The sequence below is a fragment of the Brevundimonas naejangsanensis genome (genome assembly GCF_000635915.2).
Lineage (GTDB): Bacteria > Pseudomonadota > Alphaproteobacteria > Caulobacterales > Caulobacteraceae > Brevundimonas > Brevundimonas sanguinis.
Genome location: NZ_CP015614.1, coordinates 480015 through 494648 on the forward strand (window position 1 = coordinate 480015; position 14634 = coordinate 494648).

The following is a 14634-nucleotide window of genomic DNA, read 5'->3' on the forward strand; positions in this document are numbered from 1 at the left end:
AAGGAACGTCGTGTGTGCTTCCTATTGCACAGTCATCGACTTCTTCATGAAGGGTAAGGAACGTCTGCGGGCGTGCGAGCTTTGTTTCTCCGCAAGGTGATCAGGCCAGTCCTGCTCATCGCAATAAGGAGTGATTGAAGCTCATGCGTAATGTTATTCTCACCGCCGCCGCGCTGTCTGTACTTGCCCTGCCGGCTGCGGCCCAGGTCGTGCAGCCGGGCGGCCCCACCTACTACGGTACGCTCGGCTATTCGCAACTGGACCATTCTGATGGGGACCTGGGCGCGGTGACCGGTCGTCTGGGCGCCAAGTTCAACCCCTATTTCGGCGTCGAGGGCGAGGGCTCGATCGGGGTGAAGGACGACGACTTCACCGTCGCCGGCGCCGAGGGCAAGATCAAGCACGACTATGATCTGGCCGCCTATGCGGTCGGCACGCTGCCGCTCACGCCCAACTTCGAACTGTTTGCACGCGGCGGTTACGGCACGACCCGTATCAAGGGCGAATTGGCCGGGTTTGAGAGCAAGGCCGACGGTGAAAGCTGGAACTACGGCGTCGGCGCCAACTACTACTTCGACGCTCAAAACGGCCTGCGCGGCGATTGGACCCGCCGTGACTTCACCGACGATGGCGGCGAGGTGGATATCTATTCGGTCAACTACGTCCGTCGTTTCTAAGCCGACTTATCAGCGACCGGATGGGGCGCGCTTCTCGGCGGAGCGCGCCCTTCTTTTTGAGATATAGATGTAACACCGTATGTGTCATTGGTGCACCATCGATCTGTATCTTTGATGATGGGTATGGAACGCCAAGTCCCGCCTACCCATTTGTCTCTGTGTTGGATGGGGCATGTGATCACAGAAGTCACATCATCTAAGGAGTATGAAATAATGCGTAACGTTATTCTCGCCGCCGCCGCTATGTCTGTTCTTGCCGTTCCGGCGTTTGCTCAATCGAATCCTGAGCCGCGCGGCTATGGCTCGCTGGGCTACACGCACATGGAAGGCGACGCCGCCCAGACCGGCGCGGTCAGCGGTCGCCTGGGCGTCGATCTGAACCGCTACCTGGCCGTCGAGACGGAAGTCGGGGTCGGGGTCAAGAATAAGGACATCACCGTCGCCGGCGTCGATGGCCAGATCAAGCACGAGTGGGACGCTGCCGGTTATGTCGTCGGCAAATACCCGATCGGCGACAAGCTGGAGCTGTTTGCGCGCGGCGGCTACGGCCACACCGAGCTGAAGCAGGAACTGGCCGGCGCCGAGACCAAGGTCGGCGGCGACAGCTGGAACTATGGCGTCGGCGCCAACTACTACCTGGACGGCGTGAACGGCGTCCGCGCTGACTGGACCCGTCGTGACTTCCGCGACGACCGCGGCGAGGCTGACGCCTATTCGGTCAGCTACATCCGACGCTTCTAAGAGCGCTCGCTCTTAAAATGACGAAGGCCCGCTCCGGTCGGAGCGGGCCTTTTTCGTTGACGGAACCCTTGAGGCGTCAGGCGACGTCAGGCGCCAGGGCCCAGCGCAGGGAGCCTTCGCCAAACGGGCGCACGAACAAGTCCCGATATCGCTCGAACACCTCGATGATCTTCATCTTGAGGTCGTGAGTGACCGACTCGCCGCGTTGGCGCTTCAACGCCGCGACGCAGTTGATGACGATATCCTGATGGGCGGAGCCGCCCATGCGTTGCAACACCGTGGCCACGTCGTGCGCCAGCGGATCACTGAGTTTTTCAGCCCAAGGCAAAGCTGTCTGAGTCATTCGGGCTTCATCCCCCCTGTTTCTCGACGCGTAACGGTTTGCAAAATTTTCCGAACAGTGCAAGCGCCGCCGGAAATATTGATTCCTGATTGGCGGGATCAGGGCCGCTTTTGCACAAAAACCGTGCCCGCTGAATAACCTGCGCCGAAGCTGCAGATCAGACCCGTATCGCCCGGCCCGAAGCCGTCGTTGTGCAGGTGGAAGGCGATGATCGACCCCGCCGAGGAGGTGTTGGCGTAATCGTCCAGGATGATGACGTTCTCGCCGGGCTCAGGCTCGCGACCCAGCACCTTCCTACCGATCAGGGTGTTCATGTTGATGTTGGCCTGGTGCAGCCACAGGCGCTTGAGCCCATGCGGGTCCAGGCTCAGTTCGGCGGCGTGGTCGAGGATCATCTCCGACACCATCGGCACGACTTCCTTGAACACCTTGCGGCCCTGCTGGACGAACATCTTGTCGCTCAGGCCGTCGGACGAGACCGGCTCATGCCCGTCAGTCGGCAGGGCGGCGCGGTTCAGGAAGCCGAAATTGTTGCGGATGTTGTTCGAGAAGCTGGTCTTCAGCTTGGTCCCGACAATGTCCCAGCCGCCCGGTCCGGCCTGATCCTCGGCCTCGATGATGACGGCGGTGGCCACGTCGCCGAAGATGAAGTGGCTGTCGCGATCCTTGAAGTTCAGGTGCGCCGAGCAGATTTCCGGGTTCACCATCAGCACGGCCTTGACCGAGCCCGAGGCCACGAAGTCCGCCGCCGTCTTGATGCCGAAGGTGGCCGAACTGCACGCAACGTTCATGTCAAAGGCGAAGCCCTCGATGCCCAGGGCCTGCTGGACCTCGATGGCCATGGCGGGGTAGGGGCGCTGCATGTTGGACGCGGCGCAGATGACCGCGCCGATCTCGCTGACGGGCTTGCCCCAGGCCTGGATGGCGTCCTCAGCGGCCTTCACGGCCATTTCGGCCAGGATCGACAGTTCGTCATCGCCGCGCGCGGGTAGATTGGGCAGCATCCGCTCCGGGTCGATGATCCCCGACTTGTCCATGACGTAGCGTGCCTTGATGCCTGACGCCTTTTCAATGAAGGCCTCGGACGAGGGCGTCTTGGCCTCGATCTCTCCGGCGGCGATCGCTTCAGCGTTGGCGGCGTTCCAGCGTTCGGCCCAGGCGTTGTAGGCGCCGACCAGCTCCTCATTCGAGATCGACTGTTCCGGCGTGAACAGGCCGGTGGCGGAGATGACGGCTTTTTGCACTTCTTGTTTCCCTAACGCTCGGCGCGCGGCGCCTCGCTGCATGAGGGAACATGGAGTCCCCGGCGCTCGACAAGCCTTATGTCGGCGCCTCGCGGCGAAGTTCGGGCGCCTCGCGGGCCGGACTCAGTCCGTTGCGATGACGAACCCTTCAATAGGCCGGGGGAAGGCTGCGGTCGAGACTGGCCTTGATCCCTCGCCACCATCGGTTGACCCGGCCGCGCGGCGGGGCGGGCAGGGGATGGTCGCGCGCGGCGATCAGGGCCTCGACCAGATCCTCGGCCTCGCACGGCCAGCCGTCCGGCGTGACATAGACGGGATAGCCGATCAGGGCCGCGTGGATCAGGCTCTGCAGGGAGGCGCGGCGGGTGCGGCGCTCGAACGTCAGCTTGTCGTCGGTCAGGCCCCAACCCGCATAGAAGGGGCGGCCATAGACGCTGACCGGCTTGCCCCGCATCAGGGCCTCGAACCCGGTCAGCGACGTCAGGGTGGCCAGCCGGTCGCAGGCGTTCAGGCAGTCGATGATGTCCAGATCGTCGGCCGAGGCGTCGACCTCCTCCATCGCCGCATGGTCCAGCAGGCCCGGCCGGTTGCCTGCCGTCACGTCCGGGTGGTTGCGATAGATCAGAAAGGCGTCCGGATGATCCGCTCGCGCCGCCTTCACCAGACCCGAGTTGGTGCGGATGTCCGGCCCGCAGCCCATCATGATCGAGCGGTCGTTCTCGACCTGACCCACGACCAGCAGGATCGGCCTGTCTTTCGGCCAGTGGGGCGGGACGCCCGCGCCTTTCAGATTGTATTTCGACAGGCCCGCCTCGACCACGCGGGCGCGAAGGGCCTCGGCGCGCGCGGCCTGATCCGGCGAGGGCTCGTCCGCCTCGATCAGGCTTTCCAGACGGCTGGGCCGGGTCGGGTCGTAGTAGACGCCCTGGTCGTCCAGCGCGACCGACAGGGCGCCGAAGAAGTCGGACCCCAGCCCGCGCGAGCGGATGAAGCCGTCCTCCATGCGCACGACCGGCCCTTCGAAGGCGTCGGCGGCGGCGCGGATCTGCGGCGTCTCCTTGCCGGCCCACCAGATCAGCTTGCCGCCCGTCGCGCGCGCATGGGCGACGGCGGCGGATGAGCGCCAGAAGTAGCGGACGCGGCCCTTGGGCGAGTTCAGCAGGCGGCGCACCGGCGGTCGCTTGGCCGGGGCGAAGCCGACGGCGGCCCAGTCGCCCGCCAGCCGGTCGGCCCGGTCGCGCAGCGCGATCAGCCGCTCCAGCGCCTGTTCGGCCTCGCACCGCTGGCCGGTTACCGGATCGACGTAGCGGGTGTAGGCGATCAGCGCCGCCGCCGCGACCTGATCCAGATCGCGCAGGACGCCGCGCCGCCCGGTCTGGACCGCATCCGTCGTCAGTCCCCATCCCGAATAGAAGGGCGCGCCGAAGCAGCGCACCGGCAGGCCCCGCAACAGGGCCTCGAACCCCAGGGCTGAGGTCACGACATAGACCGCGTCCACCGCCGCCAGCAGGTCGGAGGGCCGCACGTCCGTGTCGATCAGGGTGACGCCCTGAAGCTGATCGGCCGGGATGCAGCCCTGTTTGCGCCCGGCGGCCACCGCCGGGTGGCGCTTGACGATCAGCTGGGCGTCAGGCTCGTCGCGCCGGGCGGTCGCCAGCATTTCGGAGAAGCTGGCCTCGGTCGCCAGCCCATAGCCGATGGAGGCGTCGCCGAAGGTCTGGTCCACGATCAGCACCCGACGGCCGGGTTTCAGCAGGGCGGCGGGGGCCAGCGGCCCGCCCATATTGGTCTTGGACACGCCCGAGGCGACGATGCGGTCGATCAGGCCGCGCGCGCGGGCCTTCATGGCGGCGTCGCACCAGTCAGGGGCTGTGTCGATCAGTTGCTCCAGCCGACTGGGTCGGGTGGCGTCGTAATAGACGCCCAGATCATCGACGATCAGGCTCAGGCTGGTCGCCCCGCTCTCGCCGATGCCGACCGAGCGCAAGAAGCCGTCCTCCAGCGCGATGTAGGGTTTGCCGTGCTTCGCCGCCCAGCGTCGGCCCGCCTCCGCCGTCGGCTTCATGCCCCAGCCGAGAACGGCCTCGATCGACGATCCGGGCAGGGCGGACAGGTCGTAATCGGGCAGGAAGGCGGACAGGAACGGGACCTTCATCACCCCCGGCGCACAGACCCAGGAGCGGGGTTTCGACAGGGGCGGAAGCGGTGCGGTCATGGGGGGTGTCTACGGTTTGCCGTAAGAAGGCGCCACCCCTACGACCGCTCATCCCGGCGGACGCCGGGACCCAGTGAGAGCCACGCGCTCTGCATCCGGCCATAAGGGGAGCGCTAGATAAAACCTAGGGTTTGAAGCCAAAGCACTGGGTCCCGGCGTCCGCCGGGATGAGCGGATAGTTAGCGGTCGGCCAGAAGTGTTTCGGCGGCGTGCAGATGCAGCCGCTCCACCATCTCGCCCTCGACGCGGATGACGCCAAGCCCGACGGCTTCGGGTGCGGCGAAGGCGGTGACGACCTTGCGCGCCCATTCGACCTCGGCGGGAGACGGGCCGAACGCCGCGTTGGCGCCCTCGATCTGCGACGGATGGATCAGGCTCTTGCCGTCGAAACCATATAGCCTGCCTTGCACACACTCCGCCGCGAATCCGGCCTCGTCCTTGATGCGGTTGAACACGCCGTCGATGACGTTCAGGCCGTTGGCGCGGGCGTGGGCCACGATCGCCGCCAGCCACGGCTTCAGCGGCTCCCGGTCGGGCGCGGCGCCGGTCTTCAGATCCTTGGCCAGATCGTTGACGCCCAGCATCAGGCCGCTCAGGGCGCCGTCCGCTCCGGCGATGTCGCGCAGGTCCACCAAGGCTCGCGGCGTCTCGATCATGGCCCACAGGGCGACGCCGGGACGCAGCGCCGCCGACAGGGCGTGGACCATGGCCGCGCTCTCGACCTTGGGCGCGACGATCAGGTCGACCGGGGAGTCATGCAGGGCCTTCAGGTCGTCGGCGCCCCACGGCGTGTCCAGACCGTTGACCCGCACGCCGAGGCGCGGGCCGAAGCCGCCTTCCTGCGCCGCTGCGACGGCGGCCGCGCGGGCCTCAGCCTTCATTTCGGGCGCGACGGCGTCCTCCAGATCCAGCACCGCCACGTCGCAGGGCAGGGCGCGGGCCTTCTCGATCGCTCGCGCGTTCGAGGCGGGCAGGTAGAGGACGCTGCGCGCGCGCATCAGACCTTGCCCGTGACGGGGATCAGGGCGCCCGTCACCGCCCGCGCCTCGGGCGAGGCCAGGAACAGGATGACGGCGGCCAGATCGGCGGGCGCAACCCACTTGGCCGGATCGGCGTCGGGCATGTCGGCGCGGTTGGCCGCGGTGTCGATGATGGAGGGCAGGACGGCGTTGACCGTCACCGAGGTCGACTTCAGCTCCTCGGCCAGCGCCTCGGTCAGGCGGTGGACCCCGGCCTTGGAGGCGGCGTAGGCGCCCATGCCGTGCCCGGCCTTGATCGCCCCGTTGGCGCCGACGTTGACGATGCGGCCCTCGGCCGAGGCCTTCAGATGGGGCAGGGCGGCGCGGCTGGCGTTCAGCGTCGTCTTGACGTTGAGGGCGTGCATCCGATCGAATTCGTCGCCGTCGCCCTCGACCGGGCTCCAGACGAAGCCGCCGGCGATGTTCAGCAGGGCGTCCAGACGGCCGAGGCGGGCGACCACGGTCTCGATCGCCGCCTTGGCCTGAGCAGGGTCGGTCAGGTCGACGCCGCCGACCTCCAGCACGCCGTCAGGGACGACGTGGCCGCTGGCGTGATCGATGACGGCGATGGTCCAGCCGGCGGCCAACGCGGCCTCGACCACGGCTCGCCCCAGGGCGCCGTGCCCGCCGGTGATTGCTGCAACCCGTTCGCCCATCGTCTCGCTCCTGAATGGTTCGGCGCGGACCATAGCGGCGCCCGTCGCGGGATCAATCGGCGATCAGGCGTCCCACAGCCGCGCGGCGCCGCGCACGCCCGAGGAATCGCCCCATCTGGCCGGAACGATCCGCCCCTCCCAGTGGTCGGAGAAGACATGGCGGGCCACGACCTGCGGCAGGCGATCGTAAAGCTCGCCCACATTCGACATCCCGCCGCCCAGCACGAAGAGCTCCGGGTCGGCCAGATTGACCACCATGGCCAGCCCGCGCCCCAGCCGGTCGATGTAGCGCTCAAGCGCGGCGGCGGCCTGCACGTCGCCCTTGCGGGCGGCGTTGATGATGGCCTGCGCCTTCCACGCCCGCCCGGTCGCAGCTTCATGATCGCGCTGGAAGCCCGTCCCGGACACCCAGGTCTCCAGACAGCCGCTCAGGCCGCACCAGCAGGCGGGGCCGGGCGCTTCGTCCGCTGCGGGCCAGGGCAGGGAGATGTGGCCGATCTCGGCGGCGACCCCGTGCGCACCCTCGACCAGCTTGCCGTCGATGACCAGTCCTCCGCCGCAGCCGGTGCCGAGGATGACGCCGAACAGGCTGGCGGCGCCCGCGCCTGCGCCGTCGGCGGCCTCCGACAGGGCCAGGCAGTTGGCGTCGTTGGCCAGCCGCACCGGGCGGCCGAGCGCGGCCTCCAGATCCTCAGCGAAGCGGCGGCCGTTCAGATAGGTGGAGTTGGCGTTGCGGATCAGACCGGTGCGCGGCGAGGGCGATCCGGGAATGGCCAGGCCGACCGAGCGCGCCGGCCCTGCCTCGGCCTCGACCCGGCGCACCAGGTCGGCGACCAGGGCCAGGGCGGCGTCATAGCTCCCGGGGTTGGGCTCCCGGATGCGCGCGGCGAAGGCGCCCGCCGCGTCCAGCGCCGCCGCCTCGATCTTGGTGCCGCCGAAGTCGATTCCGATCCTCATGCGAGGGAGGTAGCACGGGTGGGGGCAGGCGTCGTGTGCGGAACCCTGTCCCGTCGGGAGAGGGGCAATGCCCTCAGCTCGCGCCGAACACCTTGGCTATCAGCCGCTCCAGCGCCTCGGCGTCCACGGCGTCGAAGGCCCCCTTCTCGGTCGCGTCCACGTCCAGCACGGCGATCAGGTCGCCCGCCGCGTCCAGCACCGGAACCACGATCTCGCTGGCCGAGCGGCTGTCGCAGGCGATATGGCCGGGGAAGGCGTGGACGTCCTCGACCACCTTCGTCTCGCGCGTCCGCGCCGCCGCGCCGCAGACGCCGCGGCCGAACGGGATGCGCAGACAGCCCAGCGTGCCCTGATAGGGGCCGACCACCAGTTCCTCGCCCTTGTCCCCATCCACGACGTAGAAGCCGGTCCAGAAGAAGGCGGGGAAGGCGTCAGCCAGCATCGAAGCGACCGTGGCCATGCGCGCGGTCAGGTTCGGCTCCCCGTCCAGCACGGCCATGATCTCGGCCTCGACCTCGGCATAGCGTTCGGCCTTGTCGGCGGGGCGGTCGTCACGGGCGACGTAGGACATGAAGCAGGCTCGGCGAAATCAGGACAGGTTGAACGCGCCGCGATCGAGCCGCGGCGTGTCGGCAACATAGGTCATTGCCGCCGGATCGAAAGGGGGCGGGCGTCAGTCCTCCGGCGGACCGTCGGGTTCGCCGTCCTGATCCTTGTCCGCAGCGCGCCGAGGTCCAGTGATCGCGCGATCCAGCCCGGTGAGCAGGACCGCCAGCAACAGAACGCCAAAGAAGAAAAGGCCAAGGTTCATGGATTCAGAACGGTCTTTGGTTTGCCGAGGTTCCCCTGAACGCGGCGCAGGGGAAGCGGGATCGGCGAGGCGCGCAGCGTCTTCCGCGCCGCGCCGAAACCCGGGCCGCTTATGGAGCCTTCGCCTCTTGAATCAGCGCAGCGGCTGACCGGAGCGGATGCGGGCGATCACGGCCTCCAGCTGGGCCTGGGGGATCCCGCCGGGGATCAGATTGCCGTTGATGACGAAGGCCGGCGTGCCGTTGAGGGCGAGGGCGGCGGCCTCTCGGCTGTTGAGCAGCAGGACGGCGTCGATGTCCTCGCGATGGGCGGCCAGGTCGCGGTCCAGCTGCTCCATGTCGACGCCGGCTTCCGTGGCGAGCTGACGCGCCTTCTGATTGGTCTGGATGCGATCGGGCGCGCTCATGAAGGCGTTGTGCACCGCGTGGTACTTGTCCTGATAGCCGGCGGCCAGCGCGATGCGCGCCAGGTTCTCGGACACCGGGCCGAAGATCGGCCATTCCTTGTACAGCACCCGCACCTTCGGATCGGCTTCCATCAGGCCGTTGAGCTCCGGGATCATCATTTTGCAGTAGGGGCAGTTGTAATCCATGAAGCCGATGATGGTGATGTCGGCCTGTTGGGCGCCGATGAAGGGCGTCGCCGGATTCTTCAGAAGGTCGCTGAAGCCGACCTCTGCGATCATGGGCATGTCCTGCGCGGCGCTGGCGTCGGCCGGACCACAGGCCGCCAGGCTCATCGTCGCGGCGATCATCAGGGCGAGCGCGGGCTTGTTCATGATCAGACTTCTCCGGGTGATGTGACGGCCATCCAGGGCCATGATCTTGGCGAGGCGCGCGCCTCAAAGGTGTGGGCTTCGTCCACGCCCGGTCTTAAGTCAGGCTTAAGACGCAGACGGGTGGGGGATGTTTCGTTTCATTCCAGCCGCGCGATTTCGGCGGCGATGCGCTCCGGCCCGATCTCGCCCAGATGGGCCTTGGCCAGCCGCCCGTCGCTTCCAAGGAAGAAGGTGATGGGCAGACCCACCGTGCCGTAGTGGCGCGGCAGATCCATGTGCGGGTCAAGCAGGACATGCTCCAACGTCAGGCCCTCGCGCGTCAGATAGGTCCGCACCGTCGCTTTGCCCTCGCCCTGATTCACGAACAGGAAGCGCACGTCGGGATGGGCCTTCTGGGCGGCGGCCAGGGCCGGCATCTCGCGGCGACAGGGCGGGCACCAACTGGCCCAGATGTTGATGACTGTCGGGCGACCGGACGGCGCGGCCAGGTCGAGCGGGGCGCCGTCCAACTGCGCCAGGGTGATTTCGGCGGGAGGCAGGGGCTCGGTCGCGGACGCCAGCTGATGCGCTGCGACCCAGGCCAGGGCGCTGACGGCGACGGGGGCCAGAGCCCAGGCGCGTTCCCTGGCGGTTTTGAGCAGCAAGGCGGTCGCCAGTACGACGACCGGGATGACCCAAAGCCAGGCGAACCCGCCCTGCCAGACGGCGAAGGCGCGCAAGGGGTCGGCCCTAAAGTGCGGCCAGTTGGCGGCCACATAGGCCAGGCGCGCGACCAGAACGCCGCCAAAGACGACGACAGAGCTCCATGCGTTGAAGCGGATGCTCACCCGGCTGGCCAGAAGGCCCGAGCCGATGACGAAGACGAAGATGCCGATGAGGATGGAAAGCCGCTCGCCGGACAGGACGAGGGGGCCGAGCTCTAGCGCGTTCATCGGGCGGCCTGCGCGCTGTCGAGGGAGGCCAGCACCTTGCTCACGGTGGTCTTGCCGACCAGGCGGGTGGACGCGGGCTCCTGTGATGCGGCCGAAAGGAAGACCAGCGTCGGCGGGCCGACCACGCCGTAGGTTTCCATCAGCTGGTGCGTTTCCGGGGTGTTGTTCGTCACATCGACCTTGATCAGATCGACGTTCTGCAGGGCGGCGAAAACCTGGTCGTCGGCGAAGACGTCCCGGTCCATCTGCCGACAGATGACGCACCAGTCGGCGGTGAAGTAGATCATGGCCGGGCGTGAGCGGCCGCCTGCTTCCTGAATGGCGCGCTTCAGCCCGGCGGAGTCAACGACCACGGCGGCGGGGACCGGCGCCGCCCCAGGCCCGGCGACGCCGGGCGCCGAGCGGGACGCGAGCGGGGCCAGCGGGCGCCAGGGATCGGCGGCGCCCATGCTGAGGCCGATCAGAAGCATGATCCCCCAGGCGGCGACGGCCAGTCCCGCGGCGCGGGCGAGGCCGGCCGGACGGCTGGCCGCGGGGCCGCTGAACAGGCCAAGGGCGGCGGCGGCGGCCAGAGCCAACATCGCGCCCAGCGTCAGCACGACGGCAGGCGGCAGGATGCGGCTCGCCAGCCACCATGCCATGCCCAGGAAGATGAAGCCGAACAGGGTCTTCACCCGATCCATCCAGGCCCCGGCCTTGGGCAGGAAGCGGGCGCCGGCCGTGCCGAAGACGATCAGCGGCGCGCCCTTGCCCAGCCCCAGGGCGAACAGAGCCGCCGCGCCGAGCCCGGCTTCGCCGGTTTGGGCGATGTAGAGCAGGGCGCCCGCCAGCGGGGCGGTTACGCACGGGCCGACGATCAGGGCGGAAGCGAAGCCCAGACCGGCGGCCGAGCCGACGGAGCGCCGCCCGGTCCCGTTGTCGCGCGAGAACCGGCTGGTCCAGGCGGACGGCAGCTGCAGCTCGAAACCGCCGAACATCGATGCGGCCAGCAGCAGGAAGATGATCGACAGGGCGCCGACGGCCCAGACCGATTGAAGCGCCATCTGCAGATTCTGACCGGACCAGGCGGCGACGACGCCCAGCAGGCCGAAGGCCGTGGCCAGTCCCAGGACATAGGCCGTGGAGAGCACCAGCCCGCGCTGGGTCCCGCGGCCATCGACGCCCCGTCCGATCACGCCGGCCAGGATCGGATACATGGGGAAGACGCAAGGCGTGAAGGCCAGCAATACGCCGAAACCGAAGAAGGCCAGCAGGACCCAAGCGAACCCTCCCTGATCCGCCAGCCGATCGACGAAGCCTGCGTTCTGGTCCAGCCGGACGGCGGGCGCGGGCGCTGCATCGGCGGCTTCAGCGACAAGGGATGCTTCGGGCTCTGAAACCGGCGAGGCAGCAGGGGCAGGCCGGGCCTCGGGCGCAGGCGGCGCCTTCAGGGCCAGTGCGGCGGCCGGTTCGGCAGGGGGCTGGGCCGCGCCCTCCACGGCCTGTCTTGCCGCGCCCGGCAGGGCGGGAACTGCGATGGTCCGCGTGGTCGGCGGATAGCAGATCGAGTCTTCCTTGCACCCCTGATAGGTGATGTTGATCGATCCGGGCGCGCCCGCGCGCTCCAACGTCGCCGCCGACAGGCGCGCCTGTCCGGCCGCGCGCCAGATGTCGACCACGCCGAAGCCGGGGTCGTCCTTCTTCTCGCCGGGCTGCAACTGCAGGCTGAGGCTCTCCTCGCCGCCCGGCGCCGTGGCGACGGTGTGATCCCGATAGAGATAATGTCCCGGCGCTATGGTCCAGCGGAAGGCCAGATCGCCGTTGGTCTCGCGCGAAACCTTGAGCGTGAAGGCCTGGTCCGGGGACAGGAAGGACTGGTCCAGGGACGCGAAGGCCTGGGCGCGCCCGACAGCCGGGGCGGCCAGCATCAGGGCGAACAGGATCGCCAGAAGGCGCCAGGAAATGAACTTCATGCGTCTCGGGTCGGCGTAAGAGCTTAAGTCAGGCTTAAGCCGGGCGGCGGAAGGCATAAGGCATGAGACTGCTCATAGTGGAAGATGATCCGGTGCTTTCGGACGGCCTTCAGGTCGGCCTGACGGCTTGCGGCTGGACGGTCGAGGCCACGACGCGCATCGAGGACGCCCTGGCTGCGCTTGAAAGCTCGGCGTTCGACGCTGTCGTCCTGGACCTCAATCTGCCCGATGGCGACGGTCTTCAGGTCCTGCGCTTCGTGCGGCAGCGCGACATGGACGTCGGGGTGGTCATTCTGTCGGCGCGCGACGAAAGCCGGGATCGGATCGGCGGTCTGGACGCGGGCGCGGACGACTATGTGGGCAAGCCGTTCGATCTGGACGAACTGGCGGCGCGGCTGCGGGCGGTGCGGCGTCGGCTACTGGGACGGTCGCGCCCGGCTCTGACGCACAAGGACGTTACGCTGGACCCGAAGGCGCGGCTGGCCTGGCGCGGCGAAGAGGATTTGCCGCTGTCGCGCCGCGAGTTCGCCATCCTGGAGGCTCTGATGGAAAGGCCGTCGGCTGTGCAGTCGCGGAGCCAGCTGGAAGAGCGTCTGTATGGCTGGCAGGAGGAGATCGGCTCTAATGCCGTGGAGGTTCACGTCCACCACCTGCGGGCCAAGCTGGGTTCCGCCTTCATCCGCACGGTGCGCGGCGTGGGATACACCCTGCGATGACCTCCATCCGGCTTAGACTGTTCGCCATTCTGGCCGTTGTGACCGCATTGGTATGGGGCGCAGCGGTGGTCTGGGTGGAGGTCCATACCCGCCATGAGGTTCAGCGCGTGCTGGACCGGCGTCTGATGGAATCGGCGCGCATGGTGTCGTCCCTGATGCGCACGGGCGAGATGACGCCGGTGGCGAACCCGGCCCTGCCAGGGCCTGTTCCGGCCTATGAGCGGCAGCTGTCGTGTCAGATCTGGACCATGAACGGCGAGTTGATCGCGCGCTCCCAGAACGCCCCCGCCGAGAGCCTGGCGCCGGACGAAGACGGCTTTTCCGAGCGTGTGATCCAGGGCGAGCTCTGGCGGGTCTACACCGTCAACGTGCCCGAGGGCGGCTATCGGGTGATGGTCGGCGACAGTCTGACGATCCGCGAGCATCTGGTCAGCAGCGTGGTCGCGGGTCTGCTCGGCCCGGCGGCCCTGGGGTTGGCGGCCCTGGGCGTGCTGATCTGGTGGTCGGTAGGGGCCGGGCTGCGGCCGGTCCGCCAGATGACCCGCATCCTGACCGAACGGGACGCTGACGACCTGTCGCCGATCGGCGTGGCGCCCGGCGGGTCTGACCTTCAGCCCTTTGTGCAGTCTCTGGACGCCCTGATGGACAGGGTGCGCGCGGCCCGATTACGGGAGACGGAGTTCACGGCCGCCGCCGCGCATGAGTTGCGCACGCCGCTGGCGGGGCTGCGTATCCAGGCCCAGATCGCCGCCGCGACGGCTGATGAGCAGACGCGCCGACATGCGCTGGAGCAGATCCAGGTCTCGGTCGACCGAACCGCGCGTCTGGTCGCCGGCCTGCTGGCCCTCGCGCGCGAGGATGTGACCGCCATCGACGATCGGGCAAAGCGGTGGACGGGGCTGGCGGCGCCTTTCCAGGCTCAGGGGCCGGAACCCCGCCTTGAGGCGCCGCAGGGCGGGATAGAGGTCTTCGCCGAGCCTGACCGTTTCAATCTGGTGGCGGCCAATATTATGGCGAATGCGCAACAGTTCGCCCGAAGCCGCATCCGCGTGTCGGTTGAAGGAGAGGGGCCGTCCGCCGTCATCGCCATCGATGACGACGGCCCCGGCGTTGCCGCCGCTGATCTTGAGAGGCTGGGCCAGCGATTTTTCCGACCGGCAGGCAGCCCCGGCGGCGGCAGCGGACTGGGCCTGTCGATCGTGGCGTCGGCGATGAAGGCGCACGGGGGCGAGGTTCGCTTCGTTCCCTCGCGGTTGGGCGGCTTGCGGGTGGAACTGCGCGGTCTGCCGGTCAGGGCGCGAACGGAACACAGCTGAAAAGCGACCGCCGCCCCTCCGGCGGACGGGCGGCGGCTTGCAGGCCAGGGTTCAAGGCCGATCTTAAGTGATTTTCTTGGCCACTGTGAAGCCAAGCACCAGGAAGATCGCAAAGATGATCAGCGCCAGAACAGCCAGGAATTTGGCGATGCCCGCCGCGGCGCCCGCGATGCCGCCGAAGCCCAGCAGACCGGCCACTATGGCGATGATGGCGAAGATAATGGCCCATTTGATCATGTCGTTCTCCTTCGTACCCGAGCGCAACGGGAGGGGGCGCT

At 68.0% G+C, this 14634-nt stretch carries 16 protein-coding genes; 4 read left to right on the forward strand and 12 right to left on the reverse strand.

Annotation, left to right across the window (positions count from 1 at the left end):
• Nucleotides 1–143: 143 nt before the first annotated feature.
• Together DA69_RS02305 and DA69_RS02310 are read left to right on the forward strand one after the other, a co-directional pair.
• Nucleotides 144–677: a porin family protein gene (locus DA69_RS02305; protein WP_025977659.1), complete on the forward strand. Its 534-nt coding sequence runs from the start codon at nucleotides 144–146 to the stop codon at nucleotides 675–677.
• Between the two features lie 213 nt (nucleotides 678–890).
• Complete coding sequence (locus DA69_RS02310; RefSeq protein WP_025977658.1) at nucleotides 891–1418, forward strand: porin family protein; 528 nt, start codon at nucleotides 891–893, stop codon at nucleotides 1416–1418.
• A 76-nt stretch (nucleotides 1419–1494) separates the two neighbouring features.
• On the opposite strand, the gene DA69_RS02315 is transcribed toward DA69_RS02310, so the two are convergent.
• From DA69_RS02315 to dsbD, 11 genes are all read right to left on the reverse strand, one after another.
• The gene (locus DA69_RS02315; RefSeq protein ID WP_025977657.1) at nucleotides 1495–1761 is read right to left on the reverse strand and encodes a hypothetical protein; all 267 of its coding nucleotides are present in this window, start codon (nucleotides 1759–1761) and stop codon (nucleotides 1495–1497) included.
• A 98-nt stretch (nucleotides 1762–1859) separates the two neighbouring features.
• The gene (locus DA69_RS02320; RefSeq protein WP_025977656.1) at nucleotides 1860–3005 is read right to left on the reverse strand and encodes a beta-ketoacyl-ACP synthase III; all 1146 of its coding nucleotides are present in this window, start codon (nucleotides 3003–3005) and stop codon (nucleotides 1860–1862) included.
• Nucleotides 3006–3153: 148 nt separating this feature from the next.
• Nucleotides 3154–5220 (reverse strand): capsular polysaccharide biosynthesis protein, encoded by a 2067-nt coding sequence (locus tag DA69_RS02325; RefSeq protein WP_235599193.1) that lies wholly within the window; start codon nucleotides 5218–5220, stop codon nucleotides 3154–3156.
• Nucleotides 5221–5399: 179 nt separating this feature from the next.
• Nucleotides 5400–6218 carry an HpcH/HpaI aldolase/citrate lyase family protein gene (locus tag DA69_RS02330; RefSeq protein ID WP_025977654.1) on the reverse strand — a complete coding sequence of 273 codons (819 nt, stop codon included), beginning with the start codon at nucleotides 6216–6218 and terminating at the stop codon, nucleotides 5400–5402.
• Nucleotides 6218–6895 carry an SDR family NAD(P)-dependent oxidoreductase gene (locus DA69_RS02335; RefSeq protein ID WP_025977653.1) on the reverse strand — a complete coding sequence of 226 codons (678 nt, stop codon included), beginning with the start codon at nucleotides 6893–6895 and terminating at the stop codon, nucleotides 6218–6220. Before DA69_RS02335 ends, DA69_RS02330 begins: the two co-directional genes overlap by 1 nt.
• Before the next feature lie 63 nt (nucleotides 6896–6958).
• Nucleotides 6959–7852 (reverse strand): ROK family protein, encoded by an 894-nt coding sequence (locus tag DA69_RS02340; RefSeq protein ID WP_025977652.1) that lies wholly within the window; start codon nucleotides 7850–7852, stop codon nucleotides 6959–6961.
• A gap of 73 nt (nucleotides 7853–7925) precedes the next feature.
• Complete coding sequence (locus tag DA69_RS02345; RefSeq protein ID WP_025977651.1) at nucleotides 7926–8423, reverse strand: GAF domain-containing protein; 498 nt, start codon at nucleotides 8421–8423, stop codon at nucleotides 7926–7928.
• A gap of 102 nt (nucleotides 8424–8525) precedes the next feature.
• Nucleotides 8526–8663 carry a hypothetical protein gene (locus DA69_RS14660; RefSeq protein ID WP_167309484.1) on the reverse strand — a complete coding sequence of 46 codons (138 nt, stop codon included), beginning with the start codon at nucleotides 8661–8663 and terminating at the stop codon, nucleotides 8526–8528.
• Nucleotides 8664–8795: 132 nt separating this feature from the next.
• Nucleotides 8796–9440 carry a DsbA family protein gene (locus DA69_RS02350; RefSeq protein ID WP_025977650.1) on the reverse strand — a complete coding sequence of 215 codons (645 nt, stop codon included), beginning with the start codon at nucleotides 9438–9440 and terminating at the stop codon, nucleotides 8796–8798.
• A gap of 137 nt (nucleotides 9441–9577) precedes the next feature.
• Entirely contained in the window at nucleotides 9578–10372 is a 795-nt protein-coding gene (locus DA69_RS02355; RefSeq protein WP_025977649.1) for a TlpA disulfide reductase family protein, read from the reverse strand.
• Nucleotides 10369–12324, reverse strand: a complete 1956-nt coding sequence (dsbD, locus tag DA69_RS02360) for a protein-disulfide reductase DsbD (RefSeq protein ID WP_025977648.1) — start codon at nucleotides 12322–12324, stop codon at nucleotides 10369–10371. The genes DA69_RS02355 and dsbD overlap by 4 nt, the downstream gene beginning before the upstream one ends.
• 62 nt (nucleotides 12325–12386) lie before the next feature.
• On the opposite strand from dsbD, the gene DA69_RS02365 reads away from it, so the two are divergent.
• A complete protein-coding gene (locus DA69_RS02365) occupies nucleotides 12387–13040 on the forward strand; it encodes a response regulator transcription factor (protein WP_025977647.1) in 654 nt (217 codons plus the stop codon).
• Nucleotides 13037–14356 (forward strand): ATP-binding protein, encoded by a 1320-nt coding sequence (locus DA69_RS14990; RefSeq protein WP_025977646.1) that lies wholly within the window; start codon nucleotides 13037–13039, stop codon nucleotides 14354–14356. Before DA69_RS02365 ends, DA69_RS14990 begins: the two co-directional genes overlap by 4 nt.
• Before the next feature lie 63 nt (nucleotides 14357–14419).
• Here the strand turns inward: DA69_RS14990 and DA69_RS14150 are convergent, their stop codons facing one another.
• Nucleotides 14420–14593, reverse strand: a complete 174-nt coding sequence (locus DA69_RS14150) for a DUF1328 family protein (protein ID WP_025977645.1) — start codon at nucleotides 14591–14593, stop codon at nucleotides 14420–14422.
• Nucleotides 14594–14634 lie beyond the last annotated feature (41 nt).